This is a genomic window from Thiomonas sp. 13-64-67 (assembly GCF_002282795.1).
GTDB lineage: Bacteria > Pseudomonadota > Gammaproteobacteria > Burkholderiales > Burkholderiaceae_C > Thiomonas > Thiomonas arsenitoxydans.
In genome coordinates, this window is sequence record NZ_NCKP01000003.1 from 43297 (window position 1) to 60145 (window position 16849).

The following is a 16849-nucleotide window of genomic DNA, read 5'->3' on the forward strand; positions in this document are numbered from 1 at the left end:
TTCCATTCAGGAGTTCACCATGACCAAGTCAGTCCAAGAGATCAAATCCGATGTCGCGCTCGTGATCGACCACGCAGAAGATCTGCTCAAACAGGCTGCAGCCAGCAGTGGCGAGCAAGCCGCTGAACTGCAGCGCCGCGGCATGAAACTGCTGCGCCAAGCCGCCGAGAAAGCGCAAGACCTGCAGGACGCCGTGGTCGAGCGCAGCAAGGCCGCCGCTCAGGCCACCGACGACTATGTGCACGACCACCCCTGGAAGGCCATCGGCATGGCCGCAGCCCTGGGCCTGGCCGTGGGCCTGCTGATCAACCGCAGCCGCTGATTTCGTCAGCTCATGACCAAAGACGCGCAACCCGGACAGTCCGAAGGCCTGGGCGCGGCCGGTCAGCGTTTGCTCAGCAGCGCGGCTGCGCTATTGCAAAGCCGCATCGAGCTCGCCAGCATCGAGCTGGCCGAAGAGCGCCAGCGCCTGGTGGCGCTGATCGTGCTCGGCGCGGTGGTCATGCTGTTCGGTCTGCTCGCCGTGGGCAGTCTCACCGCGCTGCTCGTCATTCTGTTCTGGGATCGCAGCCACTGGCTGGTGCTGGCTTTGCTCTGCCTGCTCTACATCGCCGTGGCCGCGTATGGTGTCTACCGCATCCTCGCCGCCATCCGGCATGCCCCTGTGCCCTTCGCCGCGACCCGCGCCGAACTGGCCAAAGACGCCGCAGTGTGGCGCTCCCGAGCCTGACCTGCGTTTCCTGCACTGTCGCACCATGGCCATGACTCAGCCTTCAGCCGACTTCACCAAGCAGTTGCCGACCTCGGTACGCAAGCAGCTTTTGGTGGCGCGCATCGCCGTCGAGCGCGTTGAGTTCGTGCAGGCGGCGGAACAGTTTCGCGAGCGGGCGCAGCCGGCTCGGTTGATCAAGGCCGCTCTCTCTGGCTCGGTACTCGGCGCGCTCAACCCGGCCAGTTCGGTGCTGGGTCTTTTTCGCTTTACCCGCAGCCACCCCTACGTCGGCTCCATCATGGGCTCCGTCGTCTCGATGCTGCTGCGCAGGCGTCTTTCGCGCTTGCTGCTCGGACGTCTCCTGAAACTGGGCCTGGCTGGCGGCGCGATCTACGGCATCACGCAGTTTCTGCGCAAAGACCGCGCCGGTTGAAAGTCTCAAAGCGGCTGACCGACGGCAGCTAAACCATGCCGTGCGACTCAGACGACGAGAAAATTTACCGGGCTGCCCACGAATACATGACCCAGAAGGGATTTGGGCCGCAGCAAAAAGTCGGCACGCTGCTCGACCAGTTTGCCTTCATCGAAAAATCGCCCGCACTGAACCGGGTTCATCCCGAGCTCAGGATGACGCCCCTCAAAGGGTTTGCCGGCATTCTCCAGGCGAACGTGCAGAAAGTCGTCACCGACTCTTCCATGAGCGCCTTTGATGTGCTCGGAAACTTCTATCATGAGTTCCTCGCGTGCGGAGCAAGTTGACCGACGGGCCAGGCATTCTGCGTCGTCGCCTAGAACGACAACCTTCAGGTTAAATTTGAGCTTGGAACTTCCATGTCAATAGTCACAGGGATTTATGTGATGTGCGCCGTCGCCGTGATCGGTGTAGGCGCATTGACGGGCTTAGTTTTCTGGTTGTCGCGCAATGCCAGCAAGGATCGACGCAGGCGCGGCTAAGGACAACAGCTTGGCAGCATACGAGGGCGTCGCAACAACGTTCCCGCGTCCTGGTGTGACCCATGCTTGAGGATGCTTGGCGGCGCAACGCGCAGCACCGGGTGGTCGCCTCGAAGCTGGAAGTATTCGGTCCATGCCGGGTCTAACGGGTCAGCATAGTGTCGAACTTTCGTGTGGCTCTCGTGTGGCGCTTGATGGGCGGGCTAGCGTATTGACAACTGCTACACGCTGCATCACAATTTGTATATCTTTTGTGTATGCACAAATAGGAGAAAACCAATGCGTGACGCCGCCATCAACCTGCGGGCCCTGCCTGAGCAGCGCGACCTGATCGATCACGCCGCCAGCCTGCTCGGAAAGAACCGATCAGACTTCATGCTTGAAGCAGCCTGCGACCGCGCCCAGTCAGTGGTGCTCGATCAGGTCTTTTTCAGCCTGGACACTGACAAGTTCAAGCAGTTCACCGCGATGCTCGACGCACCTATCGGCCCCAACCCCGGGCTTGAACGTCTCATGTCCGTCAAGGCGCCCTGGAGCACCGATACGGCATGAGCTTGCACTTAAGCGCACCGAATCCGCTCGTCGCCATCCACATCCTGGACGATTTCGCTTGCGGTGAAGCCAGTCTCGATGAATGGCTCAAGCGCCGGGCACTAACCAACCAATTGAGCGGCGCCAGCCGCACCTTCGTGGTCACGGATCAGGAAGCGCGAGTCTTCGGCTACTACGCGATGGCCGCAGGTGCGGTTTCACATCAGGCGGCAACCAGCAGCGTGCGACGCAACATGCCCGATCCTGTTCCAGTGATGGTTCTGGCCCGACTGGCCGTCGACCATCGAGCGCAGGGCGTCAAGCTCGGAGCGTCTTTGCTGCAGGACGCAGTCGGTCGCGCCGTGAGCGTTTCGCAGAACGCTGGCGTGCGGGCGCTGCTCGTCCACGCCCTGCACGACCGCGCCAAGCAGTTCTATGAGCACTACGGCTTCCAGGAGTCGCCGCAGCATCCGATGACGCTGATGCTGCGCTTGAACTCCGTCAAGCCTTGATCCAGCGGGCAGCAAATGCCGAGCTTGGCTTCTTCGCTGGCCTGCCCACGCACCTAGGAGCCTGCGACTGGGCGAACAGCGGCACCTAACCCTCTTTTCTCAGATACAAGTGATGGCGCGTCATGTAATCAAAATGATGATATGCAAGGTGCCATGATGAGTGGTGAATCCAAATCTCGCGGTCTTTCGGTCGTGATGCATGGATCAGGAGTCTCTGACCATGCACTCTCAGCGTGTCGAAAGTTTGAGCCAAGCCCAACGCGAGCGCTTGGCGTATATCGACTTTCGTCTGTACTACATGGGTGAAGTTGGGCGGCCTGACTTGACAAGCCGCTTTGGCGTGGCACCCGCAGCACTTTCGCAACCCGATCTCTGTAGCCAAGGCCAAAAAGGCCATCAGCGATTACAAAAAGGCGGTTGGTCAGCCCGAGGGCTTGGCCGAACTCACGGTGTTTTACTGCGAGGAAGTGTTCGATTTTCTGGCCGGATGCGGCATGGACGACGATGGCTTTTATGACGCGCTGGTGCGGATGTTCGAGCAGGCGCTCAAATACGTGCTGGCCTTGCCCAAGGCGCAGCAGAAAGCATTCCTCGCCCGGCTCGACCGAGTGCGCCAACTCGGCCAGGACGTCGGCTGGGGCGTGGGTGATGACTTTAATCACATCTGGTCGGAGGCCGGATTGGAGGGGGACGAATGAACAAATCCGAGAAGGCTGTGCTGGGCGCCTGGCGCATTACCGGCATGGAAGTCTGGGACGCTGACTACTTTGATAGCGAAGTTCCGGCGCATATCACGCTCCGTGACGATTTGACGGGCGCGTTCCAATTCGGCTTGGTGCAGGGCGACATCGATGCTCGTGTCGGCGGGGTTGGCGGCGTGGTGCGTGTTGAATTCTCCTGGTCGGGCGCTGATGAAAACGACCCGGTGAGCGGGCGCGGCTGGCTGGAGGTGACGGGCGATCAGGCGCAGGGGCGCATCTTCATTCATCTGGGCGACGACTCGGCTTTCACTGCGGTTCGCGCCGGATGAACGGCCCGGAGGTCGATCTGGCCTTGGAGCTGGAAGTCCTCCAAGCCGAAAACGCCCGCCTGATCTCACTGCTCGAATCTCATGCGATCGAATGGCGGGCGCTGCCACAATTGATTGTTGTTGCCGTACAGGAGCCCGAGTCATCCCGGTTGTCCACTGCTGAGAAGGTGGCACTGTTCCGCCGTCTATTTCGCGGGCGAACAGATGTGTACCCGATCCGCTGGGAGGGCAAGACCTCTGGCAAATCGGGCTATGCCCCAGCCTGCGCCAACGAGTGGCGTGCCGGTGTTTGTGAGAAGCCGCGTATCAAGTGCGGTGACTGCGGCAACCGTCTGCTGATCCCGCTGTCCGATGCGGTGATCTACGACCATCTGGCTGGCAAGCACACGATCGGCGTCTATCCTCTGCTGGAGGATGACACCTGCCACTTTCTTGCAGTCGATTTTGACGAGGCCGACTGGCGTGATGATGCTCGAGCCTTCATGCAATCCTGCCACGAACTGGGGGTTGCGGCTGCGCTGGAAATCTCTCGCTCTGGGAATGGCGCGCATGCGTGGGTGTTTTTCGCCCGCCGCGTTTCGGCTCGTGACGCAAGGCGCCTTGGCACTGCCATCATCAGCCACACCTGTTCGCGTACCCGGCAATTGAAGTTGGAATCCTATGACCGGCTGTTTCCGAACCAGGACACCATGCCCAAGGGCGGGTTCGGCAACCTGATCGCCTTGCCGCTGCAGAGGGGGCCGAGGGAGCAGGGTTTTAGCGTCTTCGTCGATGCGGGTCTTCGACCGTACCCCGATCAATGGGCGTTTCTCGCGTCGATCCAGCCGATGGACGCGCACGACATCGAGCCCACCATCCTGCGGGCCACGGGTGGCGTCCATCCGCTGGATGTCAACTTCATCGATGACGAGGACCTGGCCACCCCTTGGAGGCGCGAGAACATATCGACCAAGAAGCTGGCCGGGCCGATGCCGAAGGCACTGACCGTCACGCTGGCCAATTTGATCTATTTCGAGAAGGCCGAGTTGCCGCAGGCTCTAGCCAACCGGCTGATCCGGCTGGCGGCTTTCCAGAACCCTGAGTTCTACAAGGCCCAGGCGATGCGGATGTCGGTGTGGGACAAGCCGCGCGTCATTGGCTGCGCCGAGAGCTATCCCCAGCACATCGCCCTGCCGCGGGGGTGCTTGGATGCCGCGCTGTCCTTGCTGCGAGAGAACGGCATTGCCTGTGATCTGCGAGACCAACGCTTCGGCGGCCAGCCGCTGGACGTGTCGTTTGTCGGCAGCCTGCGCCTCGATCAGGAGGCCGCAGTTGCCGGACTGCTCCCCCATGATGCCGGGGTGCTGTGCGCGCCAACCGCCTTCGGCAAGACGGTCACAGCCGCCGCGATGATTGCCCGGCGGGGCGTCAACACCCTGGTGCTGGTGCATCGCACGGAACTGCTCAAGCAGTGGCAGCAGCGCCTGCAGGCCTTTCTGGGCGTCGCCAAGGGCGTGGTCGGCGCCATTGGCGGCGGCAAGGACAAACCTACGGGCAAGATCGATGTCGCCGTGATGCAGTCCCTGTCCCGCCAGGGCGAGGTGAACCCACTGGTCGAGGACTATGGGCAGGTGATCGTCGACGAGTGTCATCACGTCGGCGCGGCGTCTTTCGACGCCATCCTGAAACGGGCGAAAGCGAAATACGTGCTGGGCCTGACAGCGACGCCGATCCGCCGTGATGGTCACCAGCCCATCATCTTCATGCAGTGCGGTCCGATCCGATACACGGCGGCGACGCCAGCCAGTGCACCGCACGATCTCGAGGTGCTGCCGCGTTCACGCTTCACACGGATGGATCTGCCAACCGATGCAGGCATTCAGGACGTGTTTCGGCATCTCGCCAATGACCAGGCCAGAACAGAAGCCATCGCCTCCGAGGTGCGTGAAGCCGTCGCGCAGCGACGCAAGGTGCTGGTTCTGACCGAACGCACTGAACACCTCGATGCGATCAAGGCGGCGCTCGATGGGTTGGAGCCGGCGCCCTTCGTTTTGCACGGCCGAATGTCCAGGAAGCAGCGAGCGGCGCTGGTGGCTGATCTGGATGCACTTGCGCCCGATGCGCCGCGCGTCCTCCTGTCCACCGGCAAGCTGGTTGGCGAGGGATTCGATCACCCGCCGCTCGACACCCTGGTCCTTGCGACGCCGGTGTCTTGGAAGGGGACGCTGCAGCAGTATGCCGGGCGCCTGCACCGTGACCACGCCAGCAAGACTGACGTGCGGATCATCGACTTTGTGGACACCGGTCACCCGGCGCTGCTGCGGATGTGGGACAAACGCCAGCGTGGGTACAAGGCGATGGGGTATCGACTCGGTGGCAACGTATCGGTGGCGTGACGCCACTGGCATGGGCGAATCACGCGATCGGGGCCAACCAAGGCGACCCGTCAGGCATCAAATCTGCCACACTGTTGCAATCAGGTTCGGGTTGGCTTGTTGCATGGGCGTTCAGGCATCGGTGCCAACAGCGCATCGGCCGTGGTCGAGCAGCCCCTCTCTTTGGGCGCACCGAGATGTGGCTCGCCCCTGTTGCCGTCGGTTAGGTCTGCACAGACTGAGCGCACAGGCCGAACTCCCGCAGGGCAAGAGGGAAGTTGCGATTCCTGTGACCCGGCCGGGTCAGTTTGAACAGGGCGAAGCGTTGCAGGGCGTTGAGTTCTGACCAGGCACGCGGGCCATCAAGTCGCAGGGCCTTATCCACAGCGGCTTGCCGCACGCGATCCGGCAGACACAAGCAGTTCCATTCCAATTCCTCCTGGCTTGCAGGCATTCTGACCACCCGGGTCTTGGCCTGATGGACGATGGCCTGCACGAGCAGGTGCCGATAGCGTCTCTTCCCTCCAAGTGGATCGAGGTTCTCGGTGATGAGTCTTTTGCGCGTTGCCAGATCGAGGGTTTGCCAGTCTTGCAGCGAGAGTTTGATCCGGCACTCATCAAGCCTGTAGCGCACGAGCATGGGCATGCAGCACAAGGTCTTTGCGTAGTCCGATTCGAAGTTGAACAGCAGCGAACTGATCTCTGCAATTGGGGGCAGGATGTCGAGCTGCGCCGAAATGGACTGGCGCACCGCGTCGCCTAGATCTGCGATATTCATAGGGCGTGGGGCAGAGCTATCGGCTGGCCGTCATCGGCGGGAGCGTCGGCATAGGGGCCCGTGCCGCTATGGGCCGATTCGGAGGAAGGAATGAAGCGACCTCCGCGCACATCGAACACATGCACCTGACCCTCTTCGATCACATCGTGCCAACCGTGCAGACTGGGCAGACTGAGGTTGTGTTGCTCGACGCGCCGACGCACCATGGGGTAGTCCATCAAGCGTTCGAGTTGCAAAACGACCGCTCGCTGCTCTGTGCGGCGCGGTACTTCGGGCCCAGGGTCGGCGGCGGGCAGGATGGTCTCTTTCCCCAACCCCCGCCAGGATTTAGATTGCGGGCATCGGTCGGGGCTTCTCCATACAGCGCGCCTCCGGCCTCGCGCCCATGAGCAGATGTGGCACGACGCGCGAGCAGGTCATCAGGCATGGCCGTTCGCGCAGTTCAATTCGGATACGAACAGGGCCGGGTCGGGCCGTGGGCGGATGGGCTTGCGCCGGTCTGCAGTACCGATGGCGACGAAGCACACGGCCTGCTCGTTGTGCCCCAAGGCAAACAAACGGCGCAAGCGGGCGGTCTGCATGGCCTGACCGCTGACCAGGCCAGAACCAAAACCATCGGCATGGGCACTGAGCAGCAGGTTTTGAATCGCACAGCCCAGAGAGATTAACCGTTCGTGCAAAGGAATTTCGGGGTGATCGTCTGTGGCGTCACGCACGATGGCCAGGGCGACGAATGGCCCGCGGTGCGCCTTGTCGCGGGCCTCTGCCAGTTCTTTGTCACTGGCGCTGGCGTCGCGCTCCCGCAGGGCCTGAGCGAAAACCTCGCCAAGCGCAGCTCGGCTTGCTGCGGGCACCACAACGAAGCGCCAGGGAAGAATCTGCCCATGATCCGGCGCCGCCGCTGCGGCTTGAAAATAGGCGTGAATCTGCCGCGCATCCGGCCCTGGCGCGAACAGGCGCTTGGGGGCGAGCTGCTGCCGGGTTTGAATCAGCGTTGCCGTGAGGTCGGCATAGGCGGTGCGCCCCACGGTGCCCGGTACGGGCGTGTCGAGTATCGAGAGGGCAGACATGGTGTGACTCCGGCCGGTCTGGAGGCCTTCAGTTTTGCAGGCTGGGACAGGCAACGGCCGACGTAGAGCCCTCTGACGGGGGGGCATGCTGCTCCAAGTCTTCAGCATAGAGTTGCAGTGCCCTTACCAGTGATTGTTGTCTGAGGGTCTGTGCGATCTGCGCCTGCACCGCCTCGAACGGAGGCAACTGTCCCCGAGCGATACGGGCAATACGCACAATATGCAGGCCAAACCGAGTGCGCACCAGTCGCGGCAGCAGACCCGGCTCAGCATGTTCCATCAAGGCTTGCCAGAACTCGGGCACGCATTGGTCGGCGGTGAGTTGGCCCAGGTTGCCGCCGATCTGGGCCGACGGACAGTTGGACAAGCCGCGCGCCATCTCGGCAAAGCCGCTGCTGTCGGCCATCAGGGCGTAGAGGGTATCTTCGGCCTTGTGGCGCAGGGCGTCGATGGGGGTGGACGGTGTGACGGCAAACAGAATGTGGTCGGCCTCAACCATATCGCCCTGGCGCAGGGCGTCAGCGTGCTGCACGTAATAGCGTTCGCATTCAGCCACGCCTGGCTCCGGCGTTTGCACATCATGCTGCAGCACCGCTTCAAGCAAGGTTTCATCGTCATCGGCCTGGATGCCGAGTTCGGCGGCGCGCTGGCGCAGGCGATCCAGCACGACTTCGGTTTGCATGTCGGGTGCGGAAATTGGGGTGTCCATTCGAGTCTCCTCAGGTCTTAGCGCTTGCTGCGAACCAGTTGCCAGGGGCGCAGCAGATAGCCCACGGAAGCGAAGCCGCTCCAGATATGTACCAGGCGGGTGAAGGGGAAGATCAGAAACAGGGTCAGGCCGAAGAAAATGTGCACCTTGAAAATCAAGGATGCATGTTCCATGTAGGCGGCTGCGGCAATGCCCTGGAAGGTGACGATGTGCTTGGCCCAGGACATGAGCGCGAGCATTTCCACGCCGTCGGTGTGCTGCGCCGACTCGATGATGGTGGACAGACCCAGCAGCAAGGTCGCCAGCAGCCACAGCAGCGTCACCCAGTCCATCGGTTTGGTGTTGGCGGCGATGCGCGGATCGCTGATGCGGCGCCAGATGAGCAGCACCAGACCGATGAAAATCAGCACGCCCAGTGCGCCGCCGGTGACCATGGCGATGATCTGCTTGGTATGCGGCTCCAGCCCGAGCGCCTCAAAAAAGGCGAGCGGTGTGAGCAGGCCGAAAAGATGGCCGAAGAACAGGCCGATGATGCCGACGTGAAACAGATTGGAGCCCCAGCGCAGCGTGCCGGTGCGCAGCATCTGGCTCGATTCGCTGCGCCACAGATACTGCTCGCGGTCGAAACGCACCAGGCTGACGCCCAGAAAGATGGTGCCGGCGATGTAGGGGTAGACGCCGAAGAAAAAGTCGTTCCAGTTCATGATGTCAAACTCCTGCAGAGTGAGGTTGCGCAGCGCGTGGCATGAACTGCACGGTCTGCACGGAAGGCTTTGCCTGCTGCGGGTTACAGGCGCCGAGAAAGTCCACCGGCTCCTCGGCCCACACCGCATCGAGTCCGGCGGGAGTCCAGTCGGCGGGCAGCCCTTCTTTCTGGATGTCGCGCGGGCCGGGGGTAGGCGGCCGTGTCTCTTGTCCCATCTGCTGTTCCACCAAGGCGCGCCAGTCGTTCACACCGCAGAGGCGGCAAACAGCGGCCGTAACGGCCACCCAGGGGGATTCCCGACGGTCGAGCGCGACGGTGAGATGCGCCACCAGGAGCGCGACCTCTTCCAGCGCTTCCCGCGCCGCGCTCGGGTCGAGAACCGAGCAATATTCGAGATAGACCGGCAGGTAATCCGGCAGCTCTTTGGCCTGCAGGTCGAGGCCGACTTCCTGGTATTGCGCCAGCAGGTCGACCATGGCCTGGCCGCGATCACGCGAGTCGCCATGCACCTGCTCGAACAGATTGAGCGAGGTGCTGCGACCGCGGTCGAAGGTGTCAACGAACTCGGCTTGCAAGTCCATCAGATCGGCGGCGGTCATATGGTCGATCAGGCCACGCAGCGATTCACGCGGGGCAGGCTGGTCGGGCTCAAGTGCGCCCAGCACCGAGGCGAGATCGGCGAGATGCGTCTGCATCGCCTCGCTCGGGTAGTCGAGCAGCAGCGCCAGAGCGCGTAATTGTCGGGATAGATCGTGCATGATTACATCTCCGCTTTGATGGCAAAGGTGCGGCGCTTCTTACCGCTGAACAGCGAGGGCGCGGACTCTCCGTCCGAGCAGCCGTTGCCGAAGGTGAAGCCGCAGGATCCCTTCAGGTCGAAGGCGTTTTCGGCATATTCGCGGTGGGCAGTCGGAATGACGAAGCGGTCTTCGTAATTGGCAATCGCCAGGATGCGGTACATGTCTTCCACCATGGCTGCAGGCATGCCCACCTGCTCGATGGCCGCCACATCGGCCGCGCCATCGACATGCTTGCCCCGCATATAGGCGCGCATGGCCAGCATGCGTTCGAGCGCCCGCTTGACTGGGGCGATGTCGCCCGCGGTCAGCAGGTTGGCGAGGTATTGCAGCGGAATGCGCAGTTGCGACACATCGGGCAGCGCGCCGTTGTCGCTCACCATGCCGCTTTGCACCGCGGTCTGGATGGGCGAGAGCGGCGGCACATACCAGACCATCGGCAGGGTGCGGTATTCCGGGTGTAGCGGCAGGGCGATCTTCCACTCCATCGCCATCTTGTAAACCGGCGAACGCTTGGCGGCCTCAAGCCAGGCATCGGGCACGCCGTCGCGCCGGGCCTGATCGATGACTTGCGGGTCATGCGGATCGAGGAAGATGCCGAGCTGCGCTTCGTAGAGATCCTTCTCGTTGGCCACGCTGGCAGCTTCTTCGATGCGGTCGGCGTCATACAGCAGCACGCCCAGATAGCGGATGCGGCCCACGCAGGTTTCCGAACACACCGTGGGTTGCCCGGCTTCGATGCGCGGGTAGCAGAAGATGCACTTCTCGGACTTGCCGCTTTCCCAGTTGTAGTAAATCTTTTTGTACGGGCAGGCCGAGATGCACATGCGCCAGCCGCGGCACTTGTCCTGATCGATCAACACGATGCCGTCTTCCTCGCGCTTGTAGATCGCCCCGGATGGGCACGAGGCGACGCAGGCCGGGTTCAGGCAGTGCTCGCACAGCCGCGGCAGATACATCATGAAGGTTTTTTCAAACTCGCCGTAGATGTCCTTCTGCATCGCCTCGAAGTTGGCGTCGCGGCTGCGTTTGGCGAACTCGCCGCCGAGAATCTCCTCCCAGTTCGGGCCCCACTCGATCTTTTCCATTCGCTGCCCGCTGATCAGACTGCGCGGACGTGCGGTAGGCGCGGCCTTGAGTTCGGGCGCCTTGTGCAGGTGCTCGTAGTCGAAGGTGAAGGGCTCGTAATAGGCGTCGATTTCCGGCAAGTTGGGGTTGGCGAAAATCTTCATCAGGATGGACAGACGCGAGCCCTGCCGGGGCTGCAGCTTGCCGCCTGCCGTGCGAGTCCAGCCGCCCTTCCATTTGTTCTGGTTTTCCCATTCCTTGGGGTAGCCGATGCCGGGTTTCGTTTCGACGTTGTTGAACCAGGCATATTCCATCCCGGGTCGTGTGGTCCAGACCTGTTTGCAGGTCACGGAGCAGGTGTGGCAGCCGATGCATTTGTCGAGGTTGAGCACCATGCCGATCTGGGCGCGAACTTTCATTGTGTTTCTCCTGTTGGCGTGGGGTCAGGCTTGCGGTTCGATGTGGTGCGGGCGCTCGTGGCTGTAGGTCGGGCCCGCAGGCTCGTCCATCCAGTCCACCTTGTCCATCTTGCGCACGATGCAAAAGGCATCGCGATTGGAGCCGATCGTGCCGTAGTAATTCAGGCCAAAGGAGAGCTGCGCATAGCCGCCGATCATGTGCGTTGGTTTGAGCACCACGCGGGTGACCGCGTTGTGCACACCGCCCCGGGCCTGGGTGATCTGCGACGCCGGGGTATTGATCGTGCGCTCCTGGGCGTGGTACATCATGGCCATACCTGGTTTGACGCGCTGGCTGACCACGGCGCGGGCGACGAGCGCGCCATTGGCGTTGAACACCTCGATCCAGTCGTTGTCGACGATTCCTGCCTCTTTGGCATCGTCCTCGGAAATCCACACGCAGGGTCCGCCACGGCTGAGCGTGAGCATGATCAGGCCATCGGCATAGGTGCTATGGATGCCCCACTTTTGGTGCGGCGTGATCCAGTTCAGCACGATTTCCTTGTTCCCGGCGAACTTGCCAAGCACAGGCTGGACGGCCTTGAGGTTGACCGGGGGGCGATACAAGGCAAAACCTTCGCCGAAGGCCCGCATCCAGGCGTGGTCCTGGTAAAAATGCTGCCGCCCGCTCAGCGTGCGCCAAGGAATGTTTTCATGGACATTGGAGTAGCTGGCGTTGTAGCAAATCTTTTCATCGATGATGCCCGACCAGGTCGGCGAGTTGATCACCCGCCTGGGCTGCGCCACGATGTCCCGGAAACGAATCTTCTCGTCTTCTCGCCCCGCAGGCATGTGGCTGAGATTCAATCCGGTTTTTTTCGACAAGGCAGCCCAGGCCTTGGCAGAGACGTTTCCATTGGTTTCAGGCGAAAGCATCATCACCATCTCGGTGGCGTCGATGTCGCTCAAAATCCGCGGCCTGCCTTCAGCCGGGCCGGATTCACTGACCCGGCCGTTGAGTGCGCCCAGAGCTTGGACCTCCTCGCGCGCATCCCACGAAATGCCATGACCGTGACCGCCGTCTGGTTTGTCCATCAGCGGCCCAAGCGATGTGAAACACTGGCTCACATGGGGATAGTCACGCTGCACCTCGGTGATGTTCGGAGCGGTCTTGCCGGGAATGAGTTCCACTTCCCCGCGTTTCCAGTCGCGCACCTCCAGTCCCTGACCGAGTTCCGCTGCGCTGTCATGCATCAACGGGGTGAGCACCACATCGCGCTCGACGCCGAGGTGCCCGACGCAGACCTCGGAAAACTTGCTCGCGATCCCTTTGAATATCTCCCAATCCGAACGTGCCTCCCAGGAGGGATCGACTGCCGCCGACAGCGGATGGATGAAGGTGTGCATGTCGGTGGTGTTGAGGTCATTTTTCTCGTACCAAGTCGCCGCAGGCAGCAACACGTCGGAGAACAAACCGGTGCTACTCATGCGAAAGTCCAGTGTGACCAGCAGGTCGAGCTTGCCTTCGGGGGCATCGTCGCGCCACTGCACTTCGTGCGGGCGTGGATCATCGGGGCCGAGTTCGCTACCGAGCACACCGTTGTTCGCTCCGAGCAAATGTTTGAGGAAGTACTCCGAACCCTTGCCCGAGGCGCCCAGCAGGTTGGAGCGCCAGACGAACATATTGCGCGGCCAGTTCACCGGGTTGTCCGGGTCTTCGCAGCTCATGTGCAGCGATCCGCTCTTGAGGCCGTTGACCACATGGTCTTTGGCGGAAAGCCCGGCTGCTGCGGCGTCGCGCGCCAGGTGCAGGGAATTGGCCTGGAGCTGCGGCGCAGAGGGCAGCCAGCCCATGCGCTCGGCGCGCACGTTGTAGTCGATCATGCTGCCGCCGAATGCCTTGGGATCGGCCAGGGGCGAGAGGATTTCATCGACCCCCAGTTTTTCGTAGCGCCACTGATCGGTGTGCGCGTAGAAAAAACTGGTGGCATTCATCTGGCGAGGCGGTTTGACCCAATCCAGTGCAAACGTCAGCACCGACCAGCCCGATTGCGGGCGAAGCGCCTCCTGCCCGACGTAATGCGCCCAGCCGCCGCCGGGCACGCCGATACAGCCGCTCATCATCAGCATGTTGATGATGGCCCGGTAATTCATGTCGGCGTGGTACCAGTGGTTGATCCCGGCGCCGAGGATCACCATTGAGGTCCCATGCGTCTTGTCCGCGTTGCTGGCAAATTCCCGGGCGATGCGTTCGACAACGTCAGCGGGAACGCCGGTGATTTTTTCCTGCCAGGCAGGGGTGTAGGGAACATTGTCCGCGTAGCTTTTGGCGCAAGGATGGGGTTCTTCGCCGAGACCACGGTCGATCCCGTAGTGCGCGGCAAGAAGGTCATACACGGTGGCGACCCTTGCGGCGGTTTGCTCCCCCCGGTCGTCCACCAGACTCAGTGTGCGGTAGGGAACCTTGCGGATCAGGACGTCGTCCTGAACATTGCCCGGATGGTGTTCGGCGTGCACTCCGCCAAAGTACGGAAACCCGACCTCGGCTGCGCCGTCCATGCGCTCGATCAGGGTGAGGGCCAATTCACATTCCTTGTCGCTGCGCGCGTCGCGCGGCTGCAGATTCCATTGGCTCCTGGCCTCGCCCTGCGCTTGCCAGCGAAAACCGATCGAGCCATGCGGCAGCACCACCTCGCCTTCACTGCCGAAGGCCACGGTTTTCCACTCGGGGTTGTCACCCTGCCCAAGCTTGTCGGCAAAATCGCTGGCGCGCAGCGTGCGGCCTGCTGTGAGCACCTTGCGCCCGTCGGGCAAGGTGCGTTCTTCCAGGCGCACCAGCAAGGGCATGTCGGTGAGGCGACGGCAATAGTCGAGAAAATAGGCCGAAGGCTTTTCGCCGAAGTGGAATTCGCGCAGGATCACATGGCCTAACGCCATGGCCATCGCCGCGTCGGTGCCCTGTTTGGGATGCAGCCACTCGTCGCTGAGCTTGGCGACCTCGGAGTAATCGGGCGAAACCGCCACGGTCTTGGCCCCGCGGTAGCGCGCCTCGGTGTAGAAATGCGCGTCGGGCGTGCGGGTCTGCGGCACATTCGAGCCCCAGGCCATGATGTAGTTGGCGTTGAACCACTCGGCCGACTCGGGGACGTCGGTTTGTTCCCCCCAGGTCTGCGGCGAAGCGGGCGGCAGGTCGCAATACCAGTCGTAAAAACTTCCCATCACACCGCCAAGCAGGCTGATGTAACGCGCGCCCGAGGCGAACGACACCATTGACATGGCCGGAATCGGCGAGAACCCGAAAATGCGATCGGGCCCGTAGGTCTTGATGGTGTAGGTGTTGGCGGCAGCGATGAGTTCGTTGACATCGTTCCAATCCGCACGCACAAAGCCGCCCATGCCGCGCAGCTTCTGGTACTCGCTGCGCTTGGCCTTGTCCTGCACGATGCTGGCCCAGGCGTCGACCGGGCCCAGGGTCTTGCGCGCCTCGCGCCACATTTTCATCAGGCGGCCGCGCACCATCGGGTACTTCACCCGGTTGGCGGAATATTGATACCAGCTCGCCGAGGCGCCGCGCTGACAACCCCGCGGCTCGTGGTTGGGCATGTCGGGATGGGTGCGCGGGTAGTCGGTCTGCTGCGTTTCCCAGGTGACGATGCCACCCTTGACATAAATTTTCCACGAGCACGAGCCGGTGCAGTTCACGCCGTGAGTGGAGCGCACGATCTTGTCGTGTTGCCAGCGGCCGCGGTAGGCGTCTTCCCAGGTGCGGTCTTCGGTGGTGACCTCGCCGTGGCCATCGGCAAACTTGGGCCGGGATTTGGTGAAGTGGGTCAGGCGGTCGAGTAGCAGGGCATCGGGGCGTTCTTGCGGCTGTAGTTCCACCAAGTCACGAGCACGCACAGCACGTAAAAGGCGATGAAGCCGTACAGCGCAGCCTGCGGGCCGCCGGTCATGGCGATGGAACTGCCGTAGCTCTTGGGAATGAAGAACGCGCCGTAAGCCGCGATGGCCGAGGAAAAACCAATCACCGCAGCCGCTTCCTTGTTGGCGTCTTTCACCGCCTGCTCCTGCGCAGCAGGGCCTTGTCCGGCAGCGGCGCGCGTGCGATCGGTGAGGAAGATGACCGGAATCATGCGGAAGGTCGAGCCATTGCCAATGCCCGTGGTAGCGAACAGCAGCATGAACGCAGCGAGAAAGCCGGTGAAGTTGCCGCCTACCCCGCCTTGCGGCAGGAAATACAGCACGGCGACGACACCCAGCGCCATGAGGATGAAGTTCCAGAAGGTCACGCGCGCGCCGCCGAGCCTGTCGGCCAACCAACCGCCGACCGGACGAATGAGGGCGCCGACGAACGGCCCGAGCCAGGCATAGTCCAGCGCGACGATGCCGGGAAACTGCGACTTGATCAACAGCGGAAATCCTGCCGAGTAGCCGATGAACGAACCGAAGGTGCCGGTGTAGAGCAGGCTCATCAGCCAGGTATGCGAGCGCCTGAAAATCACCGCCTGATCGGCGAAGGATGCTTTGGCGTCGGCCAGATCATTCATGCCGAACCAGGCCGCCAGAGTGGAGGCGATGATGAAGGGCACCCAGACAAGCCCGGCGTTCTGCAGCCAGATCGGTGCACTCTTTCCCCCCGTCACGGCGGTCTGCGGATCGCCGCTGAGCACGCCATAGACCGCTGCGGTGATGACCAGCGGCACGATGAACTGCACGATGGACACGCCCAGATTGCCCAGCCCGGCGTTCAGTCCCAGCGCCAGGCCCTTCTGCGCCTTGGGAAAGAAGAAGTTGATGTTGGCCATCGATGAGGCGAAGTTGCCGCCGCCAAAACCGCTGAGCAAGGCCAGAATGACAAAGATCTCATACGGGGTCGAAGGGCTCTGCACCGCGTAATAGATGCCCAGAGCGGGCAACAGCAACGAGGCGGTGGAAATCGCCGTCCAGCGCCGCCCGCCAAAGATCGGCACCATGAAGGAATAAAAGATGCGCAGCGTGGCGCCGAACAGGCCGGGCAGCGCCGCGAGCCAGAACAACTGATTGGTCGAAAACTTGAACCCGACCTGCGGCAGCTTGACCACCACCACCGACCACACCATCCACACCGCGAAGGCGAGGGTCAGCGCCGGAATGGAAATCCAGAGATTGCGTTGCGCAATCATCTGTCCTTCGCTTTTCCAGAACGCGGGGTCTTCCGGGTTCCAATGTTTGATGACCTGACTGGACATGT

At 62.1% G+C, this 16849-nt stretch carries 17 protein-coding genes and 1 pseudogene; 9 read left to right on the forward strand and 9 right to left on the reverse strand.

The genetic code is table 11. The features are described 5' to 3' along the window. Positions 1 to 19: 19 nt before the first annotated feature. The 9 genes from B7X30_RS01515 (at position 20) to B7X30_RS01555 (ending at position 6114) form a co-directional block, all read left to right on the forward strand. A complete protein-coding gene (locus B7X30_RS01515) occupies positions 20 to 322 on the forward strand; it encodes an ElaB/YgaM/YqjD family protein (RefSeq protein ID WP_013106777.1) in 303 nt (100 codons plus the stop codon). A 12-nt stretch (positions 323 to 334) separates the two neighbouring features. Beyond that, positions 335 to 730 carry a phage holin family protein gene (locus B7X30_RS01520; protein WP_286728707.1) on the forward strand — a complete coding sequence of 132 codons (396 nt, stop codon included), beginning with the start codon at positions 335 to 337 and terminating at the stop codon, positions 728 to 730. Between the two features lie 31 nt (positions 731 to 761). Beyond that, positions 762 to 1145: a hypothetical protein gene (locus B7X30_RS01525; RefSeq protein WP_276708118.1), complete on the forward strand. Its 384-nt coding sequence runs from the start codon at positions 762 to 764 to the stop codon at positions 1143 to 1145. 35 nt (positions 1146 to 1180) lie between these two features. Beyond that, positions 1181 to 1471 (forward strand): hypothetical protein, encoded by a 291-nt coding sequence (locus B7X30_RS01530; protein ID WP_286728708.1) that lies wholly within the window; start codon positions 1181 to 1183, stop codon positions 1469 to 1471. A 474-nt stretch (positions 1472 to 1945) separates the two neighbouring features. Continuing rightward, positions 1946 to 2218, forward strand: coding sequence for a type II toxin-antitoxin system TacA family antitoxin (locus B7X30_RS01535; protein WP_156053358.1), 273 nt, complete (start codon positions 1946 to 1948; stop codon positions 2216 to 2218). Then, entirely contained in the window at positions 2215 to 2709 is a 495-nt protein-coding gene (locus B7X30_RS01540; protein WP_286728709.1) for a GNAT family N-acetyltransferase, read from the forward strand. Before B7X30_RS01535 ends, B7X30_RS01540 begins: the two co-directional genes overlap by 4 nt. Positions 2710 to 3044: 335 nt before the next feature. Continuing rightward, positions 3045 to 3407, forward strand: coding sequence for a hypothetical protein (locus B7X30_RS01545; RefSeq protein ID WP_286728710.1), 363 nt, complete (start codon positions 3045 to 3047; stop codon positions 3405 to 3407). Continuing rightward, the gene (locus B7X30_RS01550; RefSeq protein ID WP_286728711.1) at positions 3404 to 3739 is read left to right on the forward strand and encodes a hypothetical protein; all 336 of its coding nucleotides are present in this window, start codon (positions 3404 to 3406) and stop codon (positions 3737 to 3739) included. Before B7X30_RS01545 ends, B7X30_RS01550 begins: the two co-directional genes overlap by 4 nt. Next, positions 3736 to 6114: a TOTE conflict system archaeo-eukaryotic primase domain-containing protein gene (locus B7X30_RS01555; RefSeq protein ID WP_286728712.1), complete on the forward strand. Its 2379-nt coding sequence runs from the start codon at positions 3736 to 3738 to the stop codon at positions 6112 to 6114. The genes B7X30_RS01550 and B7X30_RS01555 overlap by 4 nt, the downstream gene beginning before the upstream one ends. Positions 6115 to 6316: 202 nt before the next feature. On the opposite strand, the gene B7X30_RS01560 is transcribed toward B7X30_RS01555, so the two are convergent. The 9 genes and pseudogenes from B7X30_RS01560 to B7X30_RS01600 form a co-directional block, all read right to left on the reverse strand. Next, on the reverse strand, positions 6317 to 6844 hold the full coding sequence (locus B7X30_RS01560; RefSeq protein ID WP_286728713.1) for a nitrate reductase associated protein: 528 nt from the start codon (positions 6842 to 6844) through the stop codon (positions 6317 to 6319). A gap of 23 nt (positions 6845 to 6867) precedes the next feature. Further along, positions 6868 to 7238 (reverse strand): annotated as a pseudogene (locus tag B7X30_RS01565) (carbonic anhydrase); the annotation flags it as partial. 52 nt (positions 7239 to 7290) lie between these two features. Beyond that, positions 7291 to 7941: a nitroreductase family protein gene (locus B7X30_RS01570; RefSeq protein WP_286728714.1), complete on the reverse strand. Its 651-nt coding sequence runs from the start codon at positions 7939 to 7941 to the stop codon at positions 7291 to 7293. Positions 7942 to 7969: 28 nt separating this feature from the next. After that, positions 7970 to 8650, reverse strand: coding sequence for a peptidylprolyl isomerase (locus B7X30_RS01575; protein ID WP_286728715.1), 681 nt, complete (start codon positions 8648 to 8650; stop codon positions 7970 to 7972). 17 nt (positions 8651 to 8667) lie between these two features. Beyond that, a complete protein-coding gene (narI, locus tag B7X30_RS01580) occupies positions 8668 to 9354 on the reverse strand; it encodes a respiratory nitrate reductase subunit gamma (RefSeq protein ID WP_156053347.1) in 687 nt (228 codons plus the stop codon). 4 nt (positions 9355 to 9358) lie between these two features. After that, positions 9359 to 10114, reverse strand: coding sequence for a nitrate reductase molybdenum cofactor assembly chaperone (gene narJ / locus B7X30_RS01585; protein WP_156053346.1), 756 nt, complete (start codon positions 10112 to 10114; stop codon positions 9359 to 9361). Positions 10115 to 10116: 2 nt separating this feature from the next. Beyond that, positions 10117 to 11640, reverse strand: a complete 1524-nt coding sequence (gene narH / locus B7X30_RS01590) for a nitrate reductase subunit beta (protein ID WP_013106762.1) — start codon at positions 11638 to 11640, stop codon at positions 10117 to 10119. Between the two features lie 24 nt (positions 11641 to 11664). Further along, a complete protein-coding gene (locus tag B7X30_RS01595) occupies positions 11665 to 15519 on the reverse strand; it encodes a nitrate reductase subunit alpha (RefSeq protein WP_286728717.1) in 3855 nt (1284 codons plus the stop codon). Then, positions 15450 to 16847, reverse strand: coding sequence for a NarK family nitrate/nitrite MFS transporter (locus tag B7X30_RS01600; RefSeq protein ID WP_286728719.1), 1398 nt, complete (start codon positions 16845 to 16847; stop codon positions 15450 to 15452). The genes B7X30_RS01595 and B7X30_RS01600 overlap by 70 nt, the downstream gene beginning before the upstream one ends. Positions 16848 to 16849: the final 2 nt, after the last annotated feature.

Bases quoted from the DNA above. Each gene is read 5' to 3' on its own strand.
- B7X30_RS01600 (WP_286728719.1), bottom strand. From the start codon at position 16,847: ATGTCCAGTCAGGTCATCAAACATTGGAACCCGGAAGACCCCGCGTTC.
- B7X30_RS01575 (WP_286728715.1), bottom strand. From the start codon at position 8,650: ATGGACACCCCAATTTCCGCACCCGACATGCAAACCGAAGTCGTGCTG.
- B7X30_RS01525 (WP_276708118.1), top strand. From the start codon at position 762: ATGACTCAGCCTTCAGCCGACTTCACCAAGCAGTTGCCGACCTCGGTA.
- B7X30_RS01520 (WP_286728707.1), top strand. From the start codon at position 335: ATGACCAAAGACGCGCAACCCGGACAGTCCGAAGGCCTGGGCGCGGCC.
- B7X30_RS01540 (WP_286728709.1), top strand. From the start codon at position 2,215: ATGAGCTTGCACTTAAGCGCACCGAATCCGCTCGTCGCCATCCACATC.
- B7X30_RS01530 (WP_286728708.1), top strand. From the start codon at position 1,181: ATGCCGTGCGACTCAGACGACGAGAAAATTTACCGGGCTGCCCACGAA.
- B7X30_RS01515 (WP_013106777.1), top strand. From the start codon at position 20: ATGACCAAGTCAGTCCAAGAGATCAAATCCGATGTCGCGCTCGTGATC.
- narJ (WP_156053346.1), bottom strand. From the start codon at position 10,114: ATGCACGATCTATCCCGACAATTACGCGCTCTGGCGCTGCTGCTCGAC.
- B7X30_RS01550 (WP_286728711.1), top strand. From the start codon at position 3,404: ATGAACAAATCCGAGAAGGCTGTGCTGGGCGCCTGGCGCATTACCGGC.
- B7X30_RS01570 (WP_286728714.1), bottom strand. From the start codon at position 7,941: ATGTCTGCCCTCTCGATACTCGACACGCCCGTACCGGGCACCGTGGGG.
- B7X30_RS01555 (WP_286728712.1), top strand. From the start codon at position 3,736: ATGAACGGCCCGGAGGTCGATCTGGCCTTGGAGCTGGAAGTCCTCCAA.
- B7X30_RS01535 (WP_156053358.1), top strand. From the start codon at position 1,946: ATGCGTGACGCCGCCATCAACCTGCGGGCCCTGCCTGAGCAGCGCGAC.
- narI (WP_156053347.1), bottom strand. From the start codon at position 9,354: ATGAACTGGAACGACTTTTTCTTCGGCGTCTACCCCTACATCGCCGGC.
- narH (WP_013106762.1), bottom strand. From the start codon at position 11,640: ATGAAAGTTCGCGCCCAGATCGGCATGGTGCTCAACCTCGACAAATGC.